Raw genomic sequence first — 17,786 nt, 5'->3', positions numbered from 1 at the left:
CCGTGTGCCGCTGACTTTCGACGACCTCCTCACCCGTGCCGCCGCCCTCGCCGTCCCCGGCCGACGTGCCGTCCTCGGTATCGCCGGCAGCCCCGGCGCGGGCAAGACGACCCTCGCCGAGCACCTGGTGCACACGCTGAACGGGAGCGGCGCGGAACCGTGGGTCGCGCACGTCCCCATGGACGGCTTCCACCTCGCCGACGTCGAACTGGACCGCCTCGGCCGCCGCGCCCGCAAGGGCGCGCCCGACACCTTCGACGCGGCCGGTTACGCGGCGCTGCTTCGGCGGTTGCGCGAGGAGACCGACGAGATCGTGTACGCACCGGGCTTCGAGCGGGTGCTGGAGCAGCCCATCGCCGGTGCGATCCCGGTACTGCCCACCGCCCGGCTGGTGGTGACGGAGGGCAACTACCTTCTGTTGCAGGCGGGTTCATGGGCGCGGGTACGACCGTGCCTGGACGAGGTGTGGTTCTGTGAGGTCGACGAGGACGAGCGCGTCCGCCGACTCGTCGGCCGGCACGAGGAATTCGGCAAGGACCACGAGACGGCAGTGGCCTGGGTGTCGGGCACCGATCAGCGCAACGCGGACCTGGTGGCGGCGACCCGGGACCTGGCGGACCTGGTCGTGCCGGTCGGTGCACTGCCCGCGCCGGAGCGGAACTCGGCGGCGCGGGCAGGCAGTTGAGGACCCTCAGACCAGCAGGGTCAGCTCCGGCTCGGCGTCGGCATCGCCCGCCGGGTCACCGATCACCGCGGTGAACGCCTCCGTGCGGACGGTCAGAGTCAGACCGTCCTCGCCGGTCTCGAAGGCGGGAGCGAATTCCCCTGCTCCCGGGCCGTACCGTACGGCGAACACGTGCAGGTTCTCCGGCGCGCCCGGTGCCGGGTCGGCCTCCAGTGCCGTGGAGCTGATCAGGTGGCGCCAGCCCTCGTCGGGGTTGCCGTAGCCGCGCGGGTCGGCGGCGAGGGCGAACGCCGCCTGTTCCTGGGTGAGTTCGGAGCGGGCGTCGAAGTGGTCGGCGCCCTGGCCGGTCGGGTGGGTGAGGTGCAGGGTGCCCGCCGAGGTGACGTCACCCTCCGCCGTCCTGCGCACCCGGTCCCCGTCGTCCGCCGCGTAGGGCAGCCCGGCCAGCAAGTACGGTGCTCCGTCGAGGCGTTCGAGGGCCACCGTCATCCAGAGACGCGTGCCGTCGGTGACGTACAGGGAGCGGATGTGCCGCAGAACGTGGTCGCGGCCGACGACCGGCTTGGTGACCAACTTGGCTGTGAGTCCGTCGACTTGGAGGTCGCGGACCCGTACCTCGCCCATCGGGCGGCACAGCAGGAAGCCGTCGAGCACCGGGCCGAAACCGTGCTGCCGGTTCACGGCCGCGGGCAGGTAGTACGTGCCGTCCGCCTCGACGAGTGACGGGGTCATCCTGCTGTCGAAGGCCACCGAGACGGTTCCCGACCGGAGTTGGTGCCGGGCGGGCGTCGTGGATGGTGTGCGGTGCCAGCGAGTGCTGTCCTGGATCTGCCAGACCAGCATCCACGCGAAGTGCCCGTCCACTCCCCCGTCCGGCTTGGCCGCGTGCCGGCCCCAGCGGCTGTCGCCCCGGTAGCGGCCGATGTCGGAGCCGATACGGCTGCCGAAGTAGCGCAGGCCGAGGACCGATTCGAAGCCGGAGTGCTGCTCGCTGTAGCGCGGGCCGCCGTTGTCGAAGCCGCCGTTGGTGAGGCGGGCGTCGATGTAGCGGGCCAGCGCCTCCCCGTCCTCGGCGAAGACTTCCTCGCCGCTGACGATGTGGGCCTGCGCGAGGAACGACAGGGAGATCGGGCCGTAGTTGTTGTCGTACGCGCCGCCGTGCTCGGGCGGGAGGAGGGCGCCGCGGTCGCTCACGCGGTGGGCGCGGATCTCGTCGCCGTACACACGGAGTGCGCGCGTGCGGACCGACTCCCCTTCTTCCGGCGGGAGATGGCGGGCCAGCATCAGGCCGCCGACGACGCAGCCGATGGCCTGGTTGCCGGCTTCCTGCGGGTTGAAGAAGGTCGCCTCGGTGAGCCGGCGCCAGTACCCGTGGGCCAACTCGACCAGTGCGGTGCGCTGTTCGTCGTCGACGAGGCCGTCCGTCGCGTCGAGGATGTTGACCGCCTGGAGCAGCGCCCACGCCGTGCTCGGCCAGTCGCCGATGGGGTGCGCGCCCGCTTCCAGGACGTAACGGGCGTACGGGAAGCCGGAGTTGCGGACCTTCAGGTTCGGGTAGCCGGGGTTGTCCTCGGTGTAGACGCGTTCCCGGAGGTGGAAGGCGAGGCTGTGCCGTACCGCCTCCGGCAGTCGCGGGTCCTTGCCGCGCTGCCATGCGAGGGCCAGCAGGGACGTCATCCCGAGCGACGTGTCCCCGATGTCGTCGTAGCAGTCGGGGTGTTCGAGGTTGCCGTCCGGTGTGATGCGTCGCAGGGCCTGCTCGACGACGTCGGCGAGGACCGCGTCGTAGGCCTCCGGGGTGTCGGGGAGGTCGTGCAACGGGCCGCGCTGGTGAGGGAGTTGCATCGCGGTGGATCAGCCCTTCATGCCTGAGGTGGCCATGGCGTGGGTCGTCGGGGTCAGCGGGCGGGTGCGGGGCGGCCGGCGCGCAGGGTGACGCTCAGGGTCTGGGGGCCGTTTCCACCGAGGTAGACGCGGTTCCCGGTCGTCGCGTCGGTGCCGCCGACCACGGTGTAGTCCTGGCCCGGGTCGTACCGTAGTACGTCGCTGCGGTCCGGGCCGGCGAGGGGTTCGCCCGCCTCGACGTCCACCTCTACGCGGATCTCGTCGTCGCCGACGCGGTAGGTCAGCGGCCCTGTCGTCAGGCACCAGCGTCCGTCGTCGAGCGGTACGGCGCCCTCGGTAACACCCCCTGGGCGGAAGGTCAGTTCGAGGGCCCAGGGCACTCGTGGTCCGCTGATGTCGATCCGCAGGTCGGCGCCGTCCTCGCGCAGCTCCACGTCGACGCGGGTCGTCCGGGAGACCTCGTCCTGGGGCCGGTCCGGGAAGGCCATCGCGGCGGAGAAGCGTCCCTCGTCCGCCATGTAGTAGGCGGCGTCGTCCCGTCGTAGGTCCGATGGGAGCGGTTGGTAGTAGGCGGCCGAGAGGGTCTCGGTGAGCCGGTACCGGTTGTCGGCGAGCTGCTCCATGGCGGCGGCGCGGAACGGGCCCAGGTCGAAGAAGCCCTGCGCGAGGCGGACCGCGTCGAGGACGGCGTCACCGGCGAACAGGCGCAGGAAGGTGGGGTTGCAGGCGAGGCCCGAGCGGATGCGCCGGAACGCGGGCACGTCCGAGCCGCCGTAGACGACGCTGTGTGCGGTGGTGGAGGCGCGGGAGGCGAGGCGGGCCGTGGGGATGTAGCGGGCGCGGGGCAGGGGTTCCGGTGTCGGGGTCGGGAGTTCGCGGCAGAGGTCGGGGGTGAGGATGGTCTCGGCGAGGAGGTCGGGGTCGTCGATGCCGTCGGCCGCTGCCCGGTGTGCCGCTCGGCTGAAGTCGCCGCGGCCGGTGCGGATCGCGAGGAGCCGGTAGTGCGGCAGGTAGGGCGCCAGCGGGAACGGGCCGTTCTGGTCCTGCCGGCGCGAGAGGACGGTTTCCACCGTGCCGTCCGGTCGGATGAGGTCCAGGGTCGCGGTGAGGTTGCGTTCGACGGCGTCCCGCAGGTCGGGGCGGTCCAGGACGTCGGCCAGGAGCAGGAGCGACGGGTTGGACACGTGGGCCGCGTAGTTGGCGCTGCGCTCCGAGTACAGGCCCTCCGCGTCGATGTCGACTCCCTCGGCGAGCCACTGCTCGACGCGGTCGAGCAGCCGGCCGTCGGGGAACGAGCGGTGCAGCCGGGCCAGCGCAGCGGACAGTTCCCAGCGGTGGTTCGGGGTGTGGACCCCGCCGGTCAGGAGGCCGGCGGTGGCGGCGCCGGCGATGTCGGCGAGCGCGGCCGTGACCTCGCTCAGTTCCGGCCCCGCGCCCGCGGCCAGGACGTGCGCGTCGCACACGTCGTTCATGGTGAACGCGGAGTCCGGCGGTGACTGCACGTTGTCGCCGCCGGCGAAGAGGCCGGTGGCGGTCTGCGTGGCCCGCAGGGCGCGGAGGTGGGTCATGGCGGCGGCGACGGCCTGCCCGCTGCCGTGCAGTGCCGAGTCCGGGGAACGGTAGGCCGCGATCAGGGTCTTGACCCGGCGCGCCAGACCACGGTGCGCCACACCGGCGGGTTCCGCGTCGGGGCCGGCCGCCAGCGGGGCGGCCGACCGGTCGGCGGCGCGGGCCGCCGCGCGGACGAACTCGTGGTCGAGCGGGGTGCGCAAGGTCAGTCCTTCAGTCCGGCGTTGATGTCGGCGCTCATGACGTAACGCTGGAACACCAGGAAGATGATGATCAGCGGGATCATGGAGATGACCGAACCGCCGAGCAGCACCGACCAGTTGATGTTCTGCGCGCCGACGAGGCTCTGGATGCCGATCTGCACGGTGAACTTGTTGGGGTCGTTCAGCATCAGCAGCGGCCAGATGTAGTCGTTCCAGCGCCACTGGAAGGACAGGATCGCGAGGGTCAGCATGATGGGCCGGGAGATCGGCACCATGATCCGCAGGAAGATCGACAGTTCACGGGCGCCGTCGATGCGCGCGGCCTCGACGAGTTCGTCGGGGACCGTCAGGAAGAACTGGCGGAACATGAAGCAGCCGGTCGCGGTGAGCACGGCCGGGAGGATGATGCCGGCGAACGAGTTGTAGAGGCCCAGGTTGCGGACGACCAGGAACTCCGGGGCGAGCATGACCTCCGACGGCAGCATCGTGGTGGCCAGGATGCAGAGGAAGAAGAACTTCAGCCACCTGTTGTTGTACTTGGCCAGCGCGTACCCGGTGCAGCAGCTGACGCCCACCGTGAGGATCGTCGTGATCACGCACACGATGGCCGTGTTGATGAAGTACTGGGAGAAGTTGGCGCTGTCCCACGCCGCCTTGTAGCCCGACACGGTGGGGTTGTGCGGAAGCACCGTCAGCGGAAGGGAGAACAGGTCTCCCGCCGGCTTGAAGGAGCTGAGGACGAACCACGCGACCGGCAGCCCGTAGAGGGCCGCCAGGATCCACAGCAGTGTCGTCGCGGGTACCGCGCGCCGAAGCCCACCGTCGCGCTCGTTGCGTCGCTGCCTCTTGGAACGGGCCCGCACGGAGTCGGCGCCGGCCGGACGCGGCGTGTCTGTGGTTGTCATCGGTTCTCCACCCGCCGGTTGACGATCAGCTGGATGATCGCGACGGCCATCAGGATGAGCATCAGCACGAACGACGCGGCGCTCGCGTAGCCGATCTGGCCCCGGTTGAAGCCGGTCTGATAGATGTACTGGACAAGCAGGTTGTTCGAGGTGCCCGGTCCGCCGTTGTTGAGGGAGACGAAGAGCGGGTATTCCTTCATCGCGTTGATCGTGTTGAGCAGGATGACGATGAAGGAGGTGGGCGCGATGCTCGGCAGGGTGATGCTGACGAACTGGCGCCAGGGTCCCGCGCCGTCGAGCGAGGCCGCCTCGTAGTAGGACACCGGCACGTTCTTGATCGCCGCGATGAACAGCAGCATCGAGAAGGCCGTTCCCCACCAGGCGCCCGCCATCACTACGACGCCCAGCGACAGGTCGGCGTTCGACTGCCACGGAACGGCGCTTCCGCCGAGCTTCTCGATGACGTAGTTGATCAGTCCGAAGTTCTCACCGAACAGCCACCGCCACAGGACACCCACGACGATGGGCGAGATGAGCCACGGGATGAAGAAGACGACACGGGCGACCGACGCGCCCTTGGCCTGCTTGCTCACCACCAGGTTGGCGATGAACAGCGCGAGCACGAAGTTCAGCGGGACGACGAGCACGGCGTACAGCAGCGTCCGGAACAGCGCGTCGTAGAAGGTGGAGTCCCCGAACAGGTTCTGGTAGTTGTCCAGCCCGATGAACTGGAACGCCCCCACACCGGTGTAGTTCGTGAACGAGTAGACGAGCCCGATCACCGCCGGCCACACGAAGAACAGCGCGAAGAGCACGACATTGGCCGCGATGAGGACGAGCGGCGCGAGTGTGTAGGTGCTACGTCGTTTCCTGGGCGGCCTCACGGACACGTCCGCGGCGCTTTTTGTCATCTTCCTGACTTCCGTGCTGGTGGAATGGATCGCTGTGGGCTCACGTCATGAGCCCGGCATCACGTGGGCGACCGGGGCGGGGCGGCGGGGACCCCGCCGCCCGGCCCGTCGGCCCACGATCAGCCGCCGACCGCCGTGTTGTAGCCGTCCACGATGTTCTGCAGGGCCTTGTCGGCCGACTGCTGGCCGTTGATCGCCTTGCCGAGTTCCGTCTTGGTCGGGTCCTCGGTGAGGCTCTTGCCCTTCAGCACCCAGTTCGTCTGCGCGTTGTTGAAGTAGCCCGAGATCGGGGCGTAGAGCGGGATCTCCTCGTTGTAGAGCTTGAACGCCGCCTGCGCCGCCGCGGACTTGAAGGGGTACTTCGGGGTCAGACCGCTCTCGACCGGGAGGAACCCGGAGGTCTCGACCAGCTCGGTGTAGTTCTTCGGCTCGTACACCCAGGACATGAACTTCTGCGCGGCGGTGGCCGCGGCGCCGTTGTTGTTGAAGCCGACCATCATGCCGCCGCTGTTGACGTCACTGGCCTGTACCGGCTGGGCGGGGGTCGGGACGCTCGCCCAGTCGAACTTCTTGATGCTCGTCGCGAAGGCGGGAACCTGCCACACGCCGGACCAGTAGGCGACCACGTCACCGCTCTGGAACATGGCGGACGGGTCGGCGCCGCTGGTCCACACCGACTTCGGCATGACCTTGTCGTCGTTCAGTCCGACGAAGTACTCCACGGCCTTCTTGGTCGCGGCGTCGGCCGAGAACTTGCCGGAGGAGTCCGCGTGGACGTACTTCCCGCCCATCTCGTACACCATGGCGCGCAGCCGGGACGGCGACTGGTCGAAGGTCAGGGAGTACTTGGCGCCGGTCTTCTCGCGGACCTTGTTGGCCGCCGCGATGAACTCGGTCCAGGTCCAGGTCTTCGACGGCGAGGCCGGGACGGCTACGCCGGCCTTCTCGAACAGCGACTTGTTGATGAACAGGCCGGACGCGGTGACGTCCGAGGGGATCGCCAGCACCTTCCCGGACGAGTCCTTCGCGAGGAAGTTCGAGTTGATGTTGTAGCTCTTGTTGTTCGCGATGGACTTGAGGTCGATCAGCTTGCTCGACCAGATCGGGTCCAGCGCGGGCACGTCCGCCACGTCGGGCAGGGAGTTCGCCTGCGCGGCGTTGTGCAGCTTCGTCGTGTACCCGTCGTAGGGGATGTTGACGAGCTTGACCTTGACGCCGGTTTCCTTCTTGTACTGCGCGACCAGCTTCTTCCAGCCCGCGTCCTGTCCCGGAACCGTGGAGATCCAGAACGTCAGTGACTTGGCGTTACCGCCGGAGCCGGACCCCGACCCACAGGCGGAGAGCAACAGGGCTCCTGCCGCGGTCGCGGCAGCGAGGGGAACCAGGCGGCGCATGCCGCCGCGGCCGAGTCGGCTGGAGCGCCGCACACCCACAGTGGTCATCTTCGATCCCTTTTTTCGTCGTAGGAGACGGAGCACGGCGCCGACCGATGCGGCACGGGTGCATTTTGCAGGAAAGGTCGCTTTCCGGGGGCGCGGCCTCGCCCGGCCGCGTCGTCCACGCGGGGCGAGATCCCCGGCCGTCATGGCCGTCACCGCACAAGCACACCCTCGTGCGGTTGCCGTACGTCACGTACGGGCTGAGAAGGCTCACCCCAAGTCGGCGTCCCGGCCGACTTAGAAAGCGCTTGTCCGGACATTGGCAGACCAAGTCGGAGGCCGTCAATCCTTCGCCCCCGCACCATCGGTCACGGTTTGGACTCCTCTGGCGACCGCGAGCCGGGCCGCGCCCACCACGGTGCCGAGATCACCGACCGTGCTGCTGACCACCTCGGTGGGCCAGCTCAGCCGCCCCAGCTCGGTCCGCACACCGGGCAGGAGCTGCGGGTCCGTGCCCGTGCTGCCCCCGAGGACGATCAGTCCCGGGTCCAGTACGGCGGCCACGGCGGCGGCCAGTCTGCCCACGTCGGCGGCGTGCCGGCCGACCAGTGCGCTCGCCGTGTCGTGTCCCTGCCGGGCGAGGGCGAAGAGCCGGTCCGCGCTGCCGGGGCACGGCTCGCCGGTGTCCGGCCAGGCGGCCGCCGCCCGGCGCAGCAGCGAGCGGGCGCCCACGTACTCCTCCAGGGCCTCACGGCGCGGCTCCACGGCGTCGTCCCACGGGTAGGGCAGCCGGGCGAGCTCACCGGCCGCGCCGTTCGCGCCGCGCAGCACATGGCCGCCGACGACGATGCCGAGGCCGATACCGACGCCGATCCGCAGATAGCCGAAGGTGGTGCGGCCCCGGGCGGCACCCTCGTGCAGTTCGGCGAGGGCGGCGCAGTTGACGTTGTTCTCCAGATGGACCGGCACGCCCAGCGGCAGGGCGACCGTCATGGCGTCGAACACCGGGCCCGCCTTGGCGGTCGCGGGGCGCATCCCGGCGCCCGCCCGGTCCCGCGCGGCGACATCACCGACGGCGACGACGACGGTGCGCAGCGGAGTGTCCGCGGGCAGCGCGCCGAGGGCCTCGCGCACGGCGGCGGCGGCGTCCTCCCGGGAGCCGGTGGCCTCGGCCAGCAGGGTGCCGTCGAGGGCGCAGCCACGCACCCGGGTGAGGGCGGGGCCGAGGTCGACGGCGAGTACGGCGCCGGCGGCCGGGCCGAGGCGGTAGACGGCGGCGTTGCGTCCCGTGCCGCCGGAGGCGGTGCCGGAGTGGGCGGCGAGCCCGACGTTCTCCAGCTCCACGACGGCGGAGGACACCGTCGGCTTGGACAGGCGGGCCAGGCCGGCGAGCTGCGGCCGGGTCGCGCTGCCGGCTCTCGCCAGCACCTCGAACACCGCGCTCGCGCTCTCGGTCAGCCGGGCCGCCCGCGCCACGACGTGTTCCACACTTCCCCCAGTTCACAGGCCGCGTTCCCGGCGGGTGTCCGTGGGATGCGGCGATGGGATGTCCTGACGTCACGCGGGCCCGGACAACGGTCCCTGTGACCGAGTTCGCGATGACTCTTGACGCACTGTACTTCGTTAGTTAACTTCCTAACGAACGTCACGGTACTCGCCTGCCGTGGTCCGTCAGAAGCCCGTCCCGGGGCTTCCCTAGTGCTTGAACTGCCGTTCCCCCGGACACGGTTCGCCCAACCGTCGCAGCACTGCGCAACGACGAAAGAGGTTCCGTGCAGGACTTCACGCCCCTCGTGGTCGGCATCGACGTGGGTGGCACCAAGACACATCTGCGCGCGTGCGCGGGCCCGGATGTCGTCGCCGACCACATCCGTGCGAGCAGCGGCTGGCGGCCGCACGACACCGTGGCCGCCGCCGACTGGCTGACCGCGCTCGTTCATGACGCCCTGCCCGCCCGCACGCGCCCGTCCGCGGTCGCCGTGGGCGGGCACGCCTGTGAGACACCCCGCCAGTGCGCCGAGATCCGTGCCGCGCTGGAGGAACGTCTCAAGGTGCCCGCACTGGTCGTGGGAGACGCCGAACTGCTCGTCCCCGCCGCCGGGTTGGACAAGGGCGTCGGCCTGGTCGCCGGCACAGGTTCCGTCGCCGTGGGCCTGCTCGCCGACGGCGGACGGCTCCAAGTGGGCGGCTGGGGTGCGGTACTCGGCGACGAGGGCGGCGCCGCCGGTCTCGTCCGCGAGGCGGCCCGCGCCGCCTGGGCCGCGCACGACCGCGGCGAGGCCCCGGACGAACTCGCCCTGGGACTCGTCGAGGCGTTCGGGGTGGCCGAAGTGCCCGCGCTGGGGGCCGCTCTGGAAAGCGCTTCCGACGTCTCCGCCGACTGGGGGCGGCACGCCCGTGTCGTCTTCACCGCGGCCGACGAAGGCTCGCTCCTCGCGCGCGGGGTGATAGCGGAGGCCGGCCGGTCCCTCGCCGCACTCGTCGTACGGCTCGCCGAACGCGGCGTCCCCGTCGACGACGTGGTGGTCTCGGGCGGCACCGTCCTCGCCCAGCCCCGCCTGTACGACGCCCTCACCGCCGCGCTCGCCGAGCGGGTCCCGGGGGCGCGGCCGTGGCCCATCCAGGTGCCGCCCGTCGAGGGCGCCGTGGCACTGGCCCGATCGATCCTGTGAACCGCACGGCCCCCGTTCACCCGGGGGTCATGTCGTGGACGCCGAACCCCCTCCGACGGGACACGGCTCGCCGCGAATCTTCGCACGTACGCACCAGTTGACGTATGCGCTTTCTCGCGTCGTACGGTGCACCCCGCACCACAGCCGATCGCACGATCCCCTCCCTGGTCACACGACCTCGCCGGCCTCATCGGCCGTAGAACTCAAGAGAGGCTCACCCATGCCGTCACCCGCCGAGCAGCGCACGAACGCCGTTCGACCCGCTGTGAACAGACGTGGTTTCCTCAAGACCTCGCTCGGCGCCTCGGCCGCCGTGGTCGCCGCGCCCACGCTGGTCAGCTGGCTGGCCACCGCGGACGCCAAGGCCGCCACGGCTCCGCTCGCGTTCGTGGACGACTACAAGACGAACGTCATCGCGAACCTGACGCCCGAGACCAACGCCGTGGTCCGGGTCCTCGGCGGCATGGCCCAGATATGGAAGACCGGCGCCGCCTGGAACACCGGCACCCCGCTCCGCCCCGAGATCCTGCGCGCCAACATGCGGTACTGCGTCGACCTCACCACGCACCGCACCGAGGCCCAGGCGAAGGAGGCGTTCCTCTACGACCGCCAGCACCAGAGCTACGCCATGATCGCGGGCCTGGGTCCGCTGGCCGGCCTGTACAAGTCCGGTGCCCTGGCGGTCACTTCGATCACCAGCGCTCCCGACGGCACGCCCGCCACCACGATCAACGACGCCGTCCCCGCCGACGCGCCCGCCGGTGCCGCGCTCGGCGCGGGCTCGCACGACTCCGCGCTCGGCAAGGTGGCCGAACTGGTCGACACCGTGCGCGGCAACTACGCGTCGGGCAACCCGGGCAAGTACGCCTACCAGTACCCGCGTCCGTGGCGCATGAACGAGAAGAGCGAGGTCGTCGACACGGGCAAGGTCGACGCGCTCGGCTTCCCGGTCTACGACTCGAAGGTGATCGTCGCGCCCCAACTCCTGCGCCAGCGCAGCACGTCACCGGTGGACGACGGCGGTTTCCCCAGCGGCCACACCAACGCCTTCCACCTGGCGGGCCTCGCCTACGCGTACGCCGTGCCGGAGCGTTTCCAGGAACTGGTCACCCGCACCTTCGAGTTGAGCCACACCCGGATCATGGCCGGCATGCACTCGACGGTCGACGTGATGGGCGGCCGCATCATGGCCACCGCGCTGGCCGCCGCCACGCTCGCCGACCCGGCCAACGCGGCGCTCAAGGCAGCGGCGCGCGCGCAGGCCCTCGCCTACTTCGAGGCGAAGACCGGCACGACGGCGGACACCCTGTACGCCTACGCCCACGCGGCGACCACCGCGGCCGACCCGTACGCGGACCGGACCGCCAACTCCCGTCTGGTGAAGCCCAAGTTCACCTACGTGCTCACCCGCAACGGCCGCGACAAGGCGCTGACCGTGCCCAAGGGCGCGGAGGTCCTGCTGGAGACCCGGCTGCCGTACCTCGACGCGGCGCAGCGACGCGCGGTGCTGCGCACCACCGCGCTGCCGTCCGGGTACGTCCTGCTCGACGGCTTCGAGCAGTGGGGGCGGCTCAACCTCTTCGCGGCGGCGGACGGTTACGGCTCCTTCGAGTCCGACGTCGTCGTCTCCCTCGACGCGGCGGCCGGTGGCTTCGGTGCGGCCGACGCCTGGCGCAACGACATCGACGGCTGCGGCGGCCTGACCAAGCAGGGCACCGGCACGCTCACCCTGACCGGGCACAACGCGTACACCGGCGGGACCGTGCTCAAGTCCGGTGCGCTGGTGGCCGGTTCGGCGCACGCGCTGGGCCACGGCGACGTGAGTGTGCTCGGCGGTGCGCTGCGGGTCTCGGAGTCCGTGCAGATCCACGGGGCCTACACCCAGCAGTCCGCCACGCTGGAGGTCACGCTCCGCTCGGGCCACCAGCCCGCCGTCGAGGTCACCCGGCGCGCGACGCTCGGCAGGGGCAGCACGCTGTCCCTGCGGTTCGACGCCGCACACCCGCCGGTCGCGGGCTCCACGGTGCGGGTCCTGAGTGCCTCCTCGCTGCGCGGCCAGTTCGACAGCATCACGGTGAACTCGGACAAGCTGCGGGCCGTACCCGTGTATACGGCGGAAGGTCTGTCGGTACGACTCCTGAAGCGGTGACGCCCCTGGTGGCGGGAGCGATGCGACAGTAGGGCCATGACCCGGCCCCGGCTCGCTCCCGCCACCACGCGGCCGGCCTCACCGCAGGGCGGATGATGGCGCGCGAACAGCACTCGGTCCTCGACCCCGGCACGCTCGACGACGGCGGTGGCGGGGACTCGCCGCAGCGCGCCGACGGCTCGCGGTCGACCCGCCTCTACGCCGGACTGCGGCGCCGTAAGCGATGGCTGTTGCCGCTCCTCGTGGTGGTGCTCCTCGCGCAGATGGCCGCCGTGATGGTCACGACCGCCGTACAGCAGACGCCGACCATCGACGAACCGGTGTACGTGGCCACGGCCACCGTCTATCTGCGCGAGCACAGCCTCGACTACAACCCCGAGCACCCGCCCCTCGGGAAGCTGCTGATCGCCGCCGGAATCGCCATCGCCGACCCGCACTTCGACACCGACTACAAGGGCGACCAAGGCGAGTTGGGCCGCCATCTGCTGTACGAGTCGGGCAACGACCCCTGGCGGCTGATGTTCTGGGCCCGGTTGCCGGTGATCGTGCTGACTCTGCTGTTCGGCCTGGTCGTGTTCGCGTTCGCCCGTGAACTCGTGGGCCCGGCGCGGGCGTTGGTGGCCCTCGCGCTCTACGCGTTCTCACCGGATGTCATCGCGCACGGCTCGCTGGCCACGCTGGACGTGCCGCAGGCCGGCTTTCTGCTGACGTCGGCGTGGCTGCTGTGGCGGGCCAGGCGACGGCCGCGCCTGTACCTGCCGCTCGCTGGGGCGGCGCTCGGAGCCGCCGTCGCGACGAAGATGAGCGCCCTGCCCGCCGTACCGGTGCTGATGCTCCTGGCCGTCGTGTCGGTGTGGTCCGCCCGCCGACCGGCCGACCGCGCCGCCCGGCTGCGGGTACTGGCCCTCGGGGCGGCGGGCGCGGCCGTGGTGGCGGTGGTGGCGCTCGCCGTCGTATGGGCGTCGTATCTCGCCGTCGATCCCCACCTGCGGTTCACGTCCACGGAACCGGTGCCCGTCATCCACGGGCTGCGCGGGCAGTTGGTACCGCTGCTGCCGTTCCCGCGCGCGTTCCGGGACGGGATGCTCATCCAGTTCGGCCTGGAGGACTACCCGTGGCAGGGCTTCCTGTTCGGGCACCTCTACACCGGGTCGCACTGGTACTACCTGCCGGTGGCCCTGATGGTGAAGACCCCGCTCGGCATGATCGCGCTGTGGGCGGCGGGTGCCGTAGCGGTCGTGGCGGTACGGCGATTGCGGCCCGCGGCGCCGTATCTCCTCGTGCCCACCGCCGTGTTGCTGGCCACGGCGATGGACGGCTCGCGGGACTTCGGCACGCGGTACGCGATCTTCGTGCCGATGTTCCTGGCGGTCGCGGCGGCCTGCGTGCCGGCGCTGCGGTCGTGGTGGCGGTGGGCTCCGCTGTCCACGGGGGTGCTGGTGGCGTTCGTCGCGGTCAGTTCGCTGCGGACGTTCCCCTACTATCTGCCGTACTCCAACGAGGCGTTCGGCGGTCCCTCGAAGACCTATCTGCGGCTGCACGACTCCAACGTGGACTGGGGCCAGGACCTCGGCCGCCTCGCCGACCGGCTGCGCGAGCGGTACGCGGGCGAGCGGATCTGGCTCGTCTACAAGGGCAGTGGTGTGCCGTCGTACTACGGCATCGCGTCGTCCGATCCGCGCAAGGCAGGAGTGCGCGATGTGCACGGGCTGTTGGTCGTTTCGGACACCGCGATCGACAAAGCGCAAGGGAAACTGGCCGAGTTGATCGACAGCAGTCGTCCGATCGATCAAGTCGGTCATTCGATCACGATCTACCGGCGCTGATCACTCTCTGGTCACAACGCTCTGTGAGCTATGTTGAGTGGCTGTGGGAGACAAAGGAGGCGCACCGGTGCCATCGCCGCAGCAGGCACGCGCCCAGGCATCCGTGATCACCTCGGGAAAAACCGACCCGGAAGTCGGCGCGGCACCGACGTCCCAACTCAGGGAACTCTTCGACGGGCCACGGCTGTCACCGGGCCAACGGCGCATCGCCCAGTACCTGATCGAGCACATCACCGAGGCGGCGTTCCTCTCCATCACCGACCTCGCGGAACGCGTCGGCGTGAGCCAGCCCTCGGTGACCCGGTTCGCCGCGGCGGTCGGCTTCAGCGGTTACCCGGCGCTACGGGAGCGGTTGCAGGCGATCGCCCTGCGCACCCTCGCGGGCGGCCCGGCGGCCGAGGAGAACCGGAGCAACGAACTGCAGGCCGCGGTCGACGCCGAGATCGCGAACCTGGAGAACCTGCGCCGGGACTTCGCCGACCCCGACCGGCTGATCGAGGTCGGCCGCGAACTGTCGGCGTCCACCCCGCTGACCGTCCTCGGCCTGCGCATCTCCGTCTCGCTGGCCGAGTACTTCGCGTACGCCGCGCGCCGCATCCACCCCGACGTACGGCTGGTGACCCGCGGCGGCAGCGTCGCCTACGACGCGATCCTGCAGTCCCGCGAGGCGGGCGGCACCTGGCTGCTCGCGTTCGACATGCCCCGGCACGCGCACGAGACGCTCACCACGCTCCGGGTGGCGCGCAGCGCCGGGCTCAAGGTGGCCCTCGTGACCGATCTGGCGCTCGGCGCGCTGGCCGACGAGGCCGACGTCACCTTCGCCACCGGCACCGGTTCCCGCCTGGTCTTCGACTCGTACGCGGCGCCCGGCGTGATGGCCTCCGCGCTGCTCCAGGCCATGACGGACGCCGATCCGGAGCGGACCCAGGCCCGCCTGGAGGACTACGAGCAGATCGCCGAGCAGCACCAGTTCTTCATGCGGGACTGACCCGCCGCTCCCCCCTCATACGAACGTGAAACGGGACGATTGCGCCCATTTCGCGCATGAATGTTTTCATACGCCTTGCAAAGCGGACGGCATATATAAATACTGCTCACGGATCGCACCCGCCCCGAGAAAGCCCGGTCCGCCCATGCGCACCTCCGCTCGACCCGCCGCGCCGGCGACACCCGCTTCCCGGGGCCCTCTCACGAACACGCCCAGCCGCCGTCTCCTACCCGCGTCGGCGCCGGACGTGTTCGGTAGGGCATCGCCTCCGCGAGCGCCCAAGGCGGCCTCGGCCATCCCCTGGGCCGGGGCCGCCTCACACCGTCGACCCACCCCCGCGACGCCGCACACCGGGAAGCGATGACATGCAACTGACCACCACGCGCATCAGCCAGGACTGGCCCTGCCAGGTCAAGACGCCCGGCAGCTACGACTGGGAGCGCTCGGCGGCCAAGTGGCTGCGCGAGCTGGTGCCGGCCCGCTACGCCAGCTACCCCGCGTTCATCCGCCACCCCGTACTGCTCGCCCGCCACGCGCAGATCCAGGTCCAGCACGAGATCCGGGTGGCCCGCACCGCCCTGCAGACCGCGCGCGCCGACCTGCCCGGCATCGGCCTGCCCGAGGCGGTCATCGAGCACACCATCAAGCTGTACGCCGCCGAGGTCCTCCAGCTCCAGCACATCGCGCGCAGCGTGCGGGCCGTGACCGAGGCGCTGGTCGGACACAGCACGGGACGCTGACCTCTGCGCCGGTCCGGGTCAGTCGTCGTCGCGGTGCCGCCAGTACCAGAACGCGCCCACGACGAGGGCCAGCAGCAGGACTCCGGGCAGGATCAGACCGGGAACGCGGGAGCCGCTCATCGGCGTGGCCTTCGGTTCGGAACGGGCACGACACCGCCGACCTGCGGCGCCGCGCTGTCCATGATGAGGCTCTACGGCTCCGTCACCACCGACTTTTCCCAGGCCTTGCCCCGCGTTCGACACCCCGGACGCTCGAAACCCGTGCGCCTACTGCCCGTTGTCGAGTGTCGTGCGGGACTCCAGGTCCTTGCGGGTGTCGTCGCCGTACACACCGTTCTCGTCGCCCCGGATGCCGTACCAGAGCTGGAAGCGGGCGACCGCGGCCGTGAGGGTCGCGTCGTACTGGCCGCTGGTGGAGCCGTTCTCGTAGACGTTGGGGATGCGCAGGAGCCGCTGCTCCAGCTCCTTCACCTCGGGTCCGCTGTCGCCCTCGCGGAGGGTGCCGGCGCCGTCCGGGTCGGCGGTCGCGGCGGTGGTCGCCGTTGCGGACGCCACCGGGGTCGGTGTGCCGACCGGCTGGGCCGTGCTGGCTTCCCCCTTGCCGGGGAGCAGGAGGGCGCAGGCGAAGCCGACCAGCGCCGCGGCGCTCACGCCGACCACGATCGCGGCCCTGCGCAGTCCGGGGCCGAAGGGACTCGTGGTGGTCGGCAGCGGGTGCGACTCGCCGGGTACGGGCGGCAGTTCCTGTGTCTCGGCCTCGGAGCCGAAGATCGGCCGGGGCACCGGCACGGACTCGAAGACGGAGGAGTCACGGCGGGGCTCCCGCAGCAGCTCCGCGAGGTTGTCGGAGCGGCGGCGGCGCAGGACCCGGGCGGGTTCCAGGACCGGGCCGCCGGGCGACGATCCCGGTTCGGGCGGTGTAGACACACTGCTCTCCTTCCGTTCCGCGCGCACGGATGTCCGCCATCCCCCCTGGAGAGATACGCGCGCACGGCCGCCGGAGTTCAGCTCAGCCGCACGCTCGCACGAACCGGTGCAGGGAGGCCGTCAGGGCGGCGACGAACGCGTCCCGCCGGGTGTCGTCGAGCGCCTCCAGGGAGAGGTACGGGTTCAGGTCCTCCAGCTCGACCAGGAGCAGCCGGCCGTCCGGGGCGCGACAGGCGTCGACGCGCTGGATGCCGTGGTCGATGCCGTTCCAGTCGATGAACCGCTGCGCGAACTCCAGGTCCGCCAGGGCGGGTTCGTACGGTTCCAGCTGCCAGCGCTTCTCGGTGTCCGGCGCGTAGAGGGCGTACTGGAAGTCGTGGTCGACGAAGTAGAAGGACACCTCGTACGAGAAGTCGACGCACGGCTGGACGAGGACACTCCCGTCGGCCAGCGCGGGCAGGCGGTCGGCCTCGACGATCTCCAGGCCTATGGAGTCGGCGCCGCGTTTGGGCTTGACCACGTAGCGGTCCGTGCGGGGCAGCCGGTCCAGGTCCTCGACGCGGTCGACGGTCGGGATGACGGGGAACCCGGCGGCGCTCAGGTCGAGGAGGTACTGCTTGCCCGCCATGTCCGCCCGGCCCGACAGCTGGTTGTAGACCCGGGCCCCGGTGCGGAGCGCGCGCTCACGGAACGCGTCGTACTCCGCCTGGTAGCCGAGGACGGGACCGCTGTTGCGGACGACGACCGCGTCGAAGCCGTCCATCAGCGCGGCGGCGTCCAGCGGATGACACAGCGCCAGGTCGAAGTCCTCGCGCAGCCGGGAGGTCAGGTCGATGTCCTCGTCGCAGTAGCGGCGCCCGCGCGCGGGGTAGGCAAGGTCGGTCACGTACAGGATGCGGGGGCGGGCGAGGGGTGTGGAGGGCATGCCGGTTCTCCTTGGTCGAGAGCGTTCACCGAGAGCGTTCGCGCGGAATGATCAAAACGGTC

14 protein-coding genes are annotated in these 17,786 nt (G+C 70.7%); 6 read left to right on the top strand and 8 right to left on the bottom strand.

Annotation, left to right across the window (positions count from 1 at the left end; genetic code table 11):
- Positions 1–4 precede the first annotated feature (4 nt).
- Positions 5–685, top strand: coding sequence for a nucleoside/nucleotide kinase family protein (locus OG407_RS45170; protein WP_405866636.1), 681 nt, complete (start codon positions 5–7; stop codon positions 683–685).
- Between the two features lie 6 nt (positions 686–691).
- On the opposite strand, the gene OG407_RS45165 is transcribed toward OG407_RS45170, so the two are convergent.
- The 6 genes from OG407_RS45165 to OG407_RS45140 form a co-directional block, all read right to left on the bottom strand.
- Positions 692–2,530, bottom strand: a complete 1,839-nt coding sequence (locus OG407_RS45165; RefSeq protein WP_405866634.1) for a hypothetical protein — start codon at positions 2,528–2,530, stop codon at positions 692–694.
- 53 nt (positions 2,531–2,583) lie between these two features.
- Positions 2,584–4,302: a hypothetical protein gene (locus tag OG407_RS45160; RefSeq protein ID WP_405866632.1), complete on the bottom strand. Its 1,719-nt coding sequence runs from the start codon at positions 4,300–4,302 to the stop codon at positions 2,584–2,586.
- 2 nt (positions 4,303–4,304) lie between these two features.
- Complete coding sequence (locus OG407_RS45155; protein ID WP_403600067.1) at positions 4,305–5,207, bottom strand: carbohydrate ABC transporter permease; 903 nt, start codon at positions 5,205–5,207, stop codon at positions 4,305–4,307.
- A complete protein-coding gene (locus tag OG407_RS45150) occupies positions 5,204–6,118 on the bottom strand; it encodes a carbohydrate ABC transporter permease (protein WP_403600070.1) in 915 nt (304 codons plus the stop codon). Before OG407_RS45150 ends, OG407_RS45155 begins: the two co-directional genes overlap by 4 nt.
- Before the next feature lie 119 nt (positions 6,119–6,237).
- The gene (locus tag OG407_RS45145; RefSeq protein WP_403600073.1) at positions 6,238–7,560 is read right to left on the bottom strand and encodes an extracellular solute-binding protein; all 1,323 of its coding nucleotides are present in this window, start codon (positions 7,558–7,560) and stop codon (positions 6,238–6,240) included.
- 279 nt (positions 7,561–7,839) lie between these two features.
- A complete protein-coding gene (locus tag OG407_RS45140) occupies positions 7,840–8,985 on the bottom strand; it encodes an ROK family protein (RefSeq protein WP_405866629.1) in 1,146 nt (381 codons plus the stop codon).
- A 284-nt stretch (positions 8,986–9,269) separates the two neighbouring features.
- On the opposite strand from OG407_RS45140, the gene OG407_RS45135 reads away from it, so the two are divergent.
- The 5 genes from OG407_RS45135 (at position 9,270) to OG407_RS45115 (ending at position 15,872) form a co-directional block, all read left to right on the top strand.
- Positions 9,270–10,169, top strand: a complete 900-nt coding sequence (locus OG407_RS45135; protein WP_405866627.1) for an N-acetylglucosamine kinase — start codon at positions 9,270–9,272, stop codon at positions 10,167–10,169.
- Positions 10,170–10,389: 220 nt separating this feature from the next.
- Positions 10,390–12,318, top strand: coding sequence for a phosphatase PAP2 family protein (locus OG407_RS45130; protein ID WP_405866625.1), 1,929 nt, complete (start codon positions 10,390–10,392; stop codon positions 12,316–12,318).
- 92 nt (positions 12,319–12,410) lie between these two features.
- Positions 12,411–14,144 (top strand): ArnT family glycosyltransferase, encoded by a 1,734-nt coding sequence (locus OG407_RS45125; RefSeq protein ID WP_405866623.1) that lies wholly within the window; start codon positions 12,411–12,413, stop codon positions 14,142–14,144.
- A gap of 67 nt (positions 14,145–14,211) precedes the next feature.
- Entirely contained in the window at positions 14,212–15,132 is a 921-nt protein-coding gene (locus tag OG407_RS45120; RefSeq protein WP_019064418.1) for a MurR/RpiR family transcriptional regulator, read from the top strand.
- A 365-nt stretch (positions 15,133–15,497) separates the two neighbouring features.
- Positions 15,498–15,872 carry a hypothetical protein gene (locus OG407_RS45115; RefSeq protein WP_405866621.1) on the top strand — a complete coding sequence of 125 codons (375 nt, stop codon included), beginning with the start codon at positions 15,498–15,500 and terminating at the stop codon, positions 15,870–15,872.
- A 267-nt stretch (positions 15,873–16,139) separates the two neighbouring features.
- Here OG407_RS45115 and OG407_RS45110 read toward each other — a convergent pair whose 3' ends face one another.
- Positions 16,140–16,799 carry a peptidoglycan-binding protein gene (locus OG407_RS45110; RefSeq protein ID WP_405866619.1) on the bottom strand — a complete coding sequence of 220 codons (660 nt, stop codon included), beginning with the start codon at positions 16,797–16,799 and terminating at the stop codon, positions 16,140–16,142.
- An 82-nt stretch (positions 16,800–16,881) separates the two neighbouring features.
- Positions 16,882–17,724: a hypothetical protein gene (locus OG407_RS45105; RefSeq protein ID WP_405866617.1), complete on the bottom strand. Its 843-nt coding sequence runs from the start codon at positions 17,722–17,724 to the stop codon at positions 16,882–16,884.
- Positions 17,725–17,786: the final 62 nt, after the last annotated feature.

Source organism: Streptomyces sp. NBC_01515 (assembly GCF_045040345.1).
Lineage (GTDB): Bacteria > Actinomycetota > Actinomycetes > Streptomycetales > Streptomycetaceae > Streptomyces.
The sequence above is the reverse complement of the archived record's forward strand: the minus strand, read 5'-3'. Positions and strand labels throughout refer to the sequence as shown.

What these genes read in the sequence shown, in the direction of transcription:
- OG407_RS45115 (WP_405866621.1), top strand. Translation starts at nt 15,498, where the DNA reads ATGCAACTGACCACCACGCGCATCAGCCAGGACTGGCCCTGCCAGGTC.
- OG407_RS45130 (WP_405866625.1), top strand. Translation starts at nt 10,390, where the DNA reads ATGCCGTCACCCGCCGAGCAGCGCACGAACGCCGTTCGACCCGCTGTG.
- OG407_RS45125 (WP_405866623.1), top strand. Translation starts at nt 12,411, where the DNA reads ATGATGGCGCGCGAACAGCACTCGGTCCTCGACCCCGGCACGCTCGAC.
- OG407_RS45105 (WP_405866617.1), bottom strand. Translation starts at nt 17,724, where the DNA reads ATGCCCTCCACACCCCTCGCCCGCCCCCGCATCCTGTACGTGACCGAC.
- OG407_RS45145 (WP_403600073.1), bottom strand. Translation starts at nt 7,560, where the DNA reads ATGACCACTGTGGGTGTGCGGCGCTCCAGCCGACTCGGCCGCGGCGGC.
- OG407_RS45155 (WP_403600067.1), bottom strand. Translation starts at nt 5,207, where the DNA reads ATGACAACCACAGACACGCCGCGTCCGGCCGGCGCCGACTCCGTGCGG.
- OG407_RS45165 (WP_405866634.1), bottom strand. Translation starts at nt 2,530, where the DNA reads ATGCAACTCCCTCACCAGCGCGGCCCGTTGCACGACCTCCCCGACACC.
- OG407_RS45150 (WP_403600070.1), bottom strand. Translation starts at nt 6,118, where the DNA reads ATGACAAAAAGCGCCGCGGACGTGTCCGTGAGGCCGCCCAGGAAACGA.